We start from the raw sequence: 5,280 nt of genomic DNA on the forward strand, positions 1-5,280 counted from the left end.
GAATCTCCCGAACACGTGGTATCGAGAGGCGAGACAACCAGCTCCGTCACGCCAGACGCTTCTTGAGGAGGTGAATGCAGCACTGTATGCTGGTTTTACGTCTTAACCGAATACGAATGATTTGATCAGTCGCAACGAAAGACGGATATATTTTAAGAATGTAATCTAAATATTTATATATTATATAAGATTTAATCTATCAATCAAAGAGGTTGGCTTCGTATCTATGAAGAACTGGTTAATGATACTCGTCTTACTTTGTAACTGGAGTGCCATCGTCAAAGTCACAGGATCCACCGCGAGATAGACAAATTCCCCCAACCCCAGCGAACACGGCGTGCAATATCCTAAAATCGAACCAGCATTGGATCATTATTACTGTATAGGAAAGCCTCATCACTTAATGTCTGCCAACTATATCTCGTGTCGACCTTCGAATCTCTCTGGTTACGTATTTCCAGTATACTTATCCCGGTACCCTGAACACGATACTCTCAGAATGGCTCAATCGAAATCTACCCTCGAAATGGCAGTTACGGCGTTACGTGAACCACATCGTGCGGCATATAAAATTCGTGAGCTAGCAGGGTCGCCATTTGCACAATTACACACGCGGTTCGCAACCTCGGATCTTGAAAGCCAATATCGGCAATTGGAGGTTCTGCGCCAACATGATGAGTATTTACTTATTGTTCTTGACGCATGCCGTTACGATATGTTCGTCGATATTGCACCAGAATATCTCACATTCGACCAGGTCAAACCGATCAGGTCTGAAGGCCGCAATACTTTCGAATATGTTGCTCAATGTTGGCCCGACGAATATGACGATGTTGCCTACATTAGTGCTGCAACACCCGTCAATAGCGATTCCAGAGATAAATACGAAAGAGACACACTCAGACTCTATGATGGATATGTTCCATCTGAGCACCTTCCCAATATACGGGACGTGTGGCGTGAATCATGGAACGAAAGCATAGGTATAACTCCACCGGCTGCAGTAACACATGCCGCCTTAGATACTGACAGTCAACGCGTGGTTGCACACTATTTCCAACCACATGCTCCGTTTATTGGACGGCAATCATTACTCGGACATGCGGATAACGCTAATTCAAGCCCGATGGAGGGAGAAGCAGTCGATGCTCCAGTGTGGCAGAGAGCGAAGTGGGGTGATTTGACGCGCGCTCAACTGAAAGCAGTCTATAAAAGTAATCTCCATCGTGTATTGCGTGATGTCTGTCGATTAGTAGAAGAGACAACAATTGAGAATATCGCGATCATGGGAGATCATGGCGAAGCTCTTGGAGAGTATGGTATATACGCTCATCCACCACTCGAGCATCCGAAGACACGCCAAGTCCCCTGGGGAATAGTGAGCGGTGTAGCAGAATATCCCGATTCCAGGGAAAGCTCCTCACCGGATACATCAGGAGGAAATGTCGAATCACGGCTCTCAGATCTTGGATATATTTAAGAACTCTACACAGAGGATAATGACCGAGACGGCACTGTTTAGTTAGACCATCACCACACAACCCCGTAATGTTCGGTTCATCAGTCCTGCTCGCCTTTAATTAGACAGATGATGTATAATTGTGTAGTACAGTCTATCCGCGGTCGGCATCCGATCGGTCTAAAAATACCCGTTTCGCCGTCCTACGTGATTGACTTGGACACTACCGAACCTTGGATATTCATTATGTAGTTAGACGATACGGTAGAGTCGTCACGTGATAAATCGAGACGACCAAACATCTTAGAAGCACTACATTCGTGGCGATTATAGTCTTCAAAAAATAATATCATAATTCTAGAATAATATGTAATATATCCCAGTATATTCAAACTATGATAATATGAATATATAATATTTGTCTTGGTGGAAATCAATGAATCGGCTATTTCAGTGACAAAGAGCTTCACACAGTACATCATCTGCTACTACAAAACACAAGGTTTTTGGATCTCATTTGCTTTGTTTTACCCTAAGATGACGAACGTTTTGCTGTACGTTGTTGATTCACTCCGTGCAGACCATCTTTCTAGTTATGGCTATTCACGTAATACAACACCGAATCTCGATGCACTTGCTGATGAGGGAGTGTTATATGAGAATTGTCATAGCGTGGCAACATGGACAAGACCAGCGAGCGTTTCGTTTCTCACCGGTGTTTATCCGCCAGCACACGGTGTTCGTCACCGAGAGGACCGGTTCCCATCAGAGCTCCCTCGTCTCCCTGAATTACTATCTGATGAAGGATTTGAAACGATTGGGATCTCGTCGATGGGGAACGTCTCATCGAATCTTGGATACGATGTTGGATTCGATTCATACTTTGATTTATATAAAGATGAAAAAATACTTAAAAAGAGGGATCAATCATCCGCTTCCAACGAGAACTTACTTTACGAAGATCAGGACAAAATAGCACTCCCGCGTGCTGAGGATATCACTGAACAACTTACTCCACTTTACGAAAACAGAACGGAGGATCTTTTCACGTTCTGTTGGAGTATCGATCCACATACCCCGTTTGACCCCCCCAAGGAGTATCGATCATATGTTGATCCGGGCTATACTGGGCCGGTGCACGGAAACTTTGCGTCACTCCCAGATGAACCAACGAAAGAGGACATCAGTCACTTAGTTAATCTCTATGATGGAGAAGTGCGTTACACTGACGCCCAGCTAGGGATCATTATAGATAAATTAAAACAAGAAGAGTTGTACGAAGACACACTGCTTATTGTGGCTGGCGATCATGGAGAAGCATTCAATGAACACGAGACAATTTTCCATGGAAATACCCCGTATGAGGAAGTCCTCCATGTTCCCTTAATTATAAAGCCCCCAGGGGAGATTGAAGATATTCCCCAAACAGTTACTGATCCTGTTTCGATCATAGATATATATCCAACAATTCTCGATCTACTTGATATTGATAGTCTTCCAGCGAGCGTTCAAGGACAAGCTATCCCCCCATTCAGTGAGGATTTCGAATCGCGGCCCACCTACTCGGATACACAGCTTTGGAATTTTAAACCGACATATAGAACAGTTCGTTCAGAACAATGGAAGTATCTTGAGATTCAACGTCCAGGACCTATAAAAACCATAAGGAATATGATCGACAATCGCGATAACCTTTCGAATCCGAAATTTATACTCTCAACGATTAGAGACACCCTTTATAATCAAATATCTAATACAGACACTGAATTACTATTTGATTTGGAAGCAGATCCAGGAGAACGGAAAAATCTGGCAGGCGATCATCCTGAAATATGCAAAGAATATAGACAACTATTGGTGGAATGGCAAAATGAGTGTGAGAAAATTAACGATAAAATAGGCAATACAAGAAGCACAGAGATTGATTCGGAGACAAAAGAGCAATTAAAACAATTAGGGTATGCATAGAGACTGTAATTCAGCGACTATATAAAAATAACATATAAAATACGAATATAATGACAGGTAAATCAAATAGTACCTTAAGTAAACTAGTTGCATCTAGTGGTATCTTACTATTTGGCCTTATATTCCAATTAGGGTTTGGATTTATATCACGGATAGCAGTTGGACGAATATTTGGGAGTGAGATTTATGGAGGTATCTCTATCGGTTATGTACTACTCACCAGCACCTCAATTCTTGCTGTAGTTGGATTGAACCAGGGAGTAGGGCGCTATTTACCTCGTAATGATTCCCCCGAATGGGAGCGTGGGATCATACTCTCGGCATATCAGATTGTCGTCCCTATAAGTATCGGTGTTGGAATAGCCGTAGCTCTCTCCGCCGATCTTCTCGCGACGCTAGTGTTTAAAGACCCAACTCTCACACCGATCCTCCGTATTTTTGGTATTACAATCCCGTTCGCTGCGTTTGTTCGACTCACTATTGGTTGTATACGTGGTATGAAACAATCTCTACCCCGTGTATCTATCGAAAATATCTTTATACCTCTTTCCCGCCTCGTTTTGATCCTGATAGCAGCATTCATTGGCTTCCGAGCTCTTGGCATTGCCTGGGCTTATGCCATCTCGTATGGGATCGCAGCTGTTCTTTGCCTGGTTTATCTTGTTCGACATACTGCAATCTTAGGGGATGCTCAACCGCGATCAATGCACCGGGTACTGCTCTCGTTTTCCCTCCCACTTGTACTAACCGCTGCAATGAATCTCGTATTAGAGAGCGCCGACGTATTCATCTTAGGCATGTTCGATTCTACGAGTGCCGTAGGGGTGTATAATGTTGCATATCCCATTTCGAAATTTTTAATCACTGTTTTGATGGCATTCGCATTTATATTCATGCCAGTAATCTCTGAGCTTCATGCAGATAATAAACTTGAGGAAATGCGACGAACCTATCAGTTGATTTCTAAGTGGATCTTATTTGCTACACTCCCACTTTTCCTTGTTTTTGCTTTTTTTCCCACCACAATTATACGATATACGTTCGGATCAGAGTACCTTTCGGGAGGAACTACTCTGACTGTTCTTTCGATCGGCTTCCTTGTACACGCACTACTTGGGTTAAATGGTAATGCGCTCCAATCAATTGGTAATGTAAGAACAATTATGTACGATAACATGTTTGTTGCGATACTTAACGTTGGACTTAACCTCGTCTTGATACCACAATATTCATTCCTAGGTGCCGCAATCGCGACGACCATCTGTTATGTGATATTGAATTCTCTCCTCAGTTATCAATTATATCGAGAGACAAAAATTCATCCACTTCGCCGCGAATCGTTTGTTCCTGCTGGGGCTACACTTCTTATTTGGGCGCTCCTTTTCTTCGGATTACAATCCTTCTTCGATACACTTTCGATCTTTTTCATCGAACTGTGTGTATTCATCGTGCTTTATCCGATAATGGTTCTCAGATTAGGTGGAGTGGAACAAGAAGACATTGATCTAATTAACACACTTGAACAACGAGCCGGTATTAATTTGGGACCCATTCGTCGTCTCGCAAGGCAGGCCACGCCTTAACTAGTCCAAGAGCGTGTCATAGAAAGCCTCCCAAGGGAGGCCGCAGGGTTTTGAAACTGTGTCCAGCAGTACCAACGCCCTGCAAGACGTCGTTTCGGTAGACGACTTTTTGAATGCGGCGGCGACCGAGACAGTACCGCTGTTCGAACATCTTGAATTCGAGTTTCTGTTGGAGTACGACGTGTTCGCCCCCGGCGAGCGGGGGCGAACACGAGTTCACCAGCCGCCAGATCTGTTTCGGGGCTTTCTCCACTGCTACTACAAGGATAT

At 43.7% G+C, this 5,280-nt stretch carries 3 protein-coding genes and 1 pseudogene; all 4 read left to right on the top strand.

The window, feature by feature from the left end; all coding sequences use genetic code 11:
• The first annotated feature begins 499 nt into the window (after window positions 1-499).
• Window positions 500-1,480 (top strand): hypothetical protein, encoded by a 981-nt coding sequence (locus tag ACR3FF_RS25500; protein WP_458190911.1) that lies wholly within the window; start codon window positions 500-502, stop codon window positions 1,478-1,480.
• Between the two features lie 405 nt (window positions 1,481-1,885).
• Window positions 1,886-3,427 (top strand): sulfatase-like hydrolase/transferase, encoded by a 1,542-nt coding sequence (locus ACR3FF_RS25505; RefSeq protein ID WP_458190912.1) that lies wholly within the window; start codon window positions 1,886-1,888, stop codon window positions 3,425-3,427.
• A 50-nt stretch (window positions 3,428-3,477) separates the two neighbouring features.
• Window positions 3,478-5,010, top strand: coding sequence for a flippase (locus ACR3FF_RS25510; protein ID WP_458190913.1), 1,533 nt, complete (start codon window positions 3,478-3,480; stop codon window positions 5,008-5,010).
• A 58-nt stretch (window positions 5,011-5,068) separates the two neighbouring features.
• Window positions 5,069-5,280: pseudogene (locus tag ACR3FF_RS25515) on the top strand (IS5/IS1182 family transposase); the annotation flags it as partial.

This window comes from Haladaptatus ordinarius (genome assembly GCF_054177595.1).

Coding starts and splice junctions, on each gene's coding strand:
- ACR3FF_RS25500 (WP_458190911.1), top strand. CDS start 500: ATGGCTCAATCGAAATCTACCCTCGAAATGGCAGTTACGGCGTTACGT.
- ACR3FF_RS25510 (WP_458190913.1), top strand. CDS start 3,478: ATGACAGGTAAATCAAATAGTACCTTAAGTAAACTAGTTGCATCTAGT.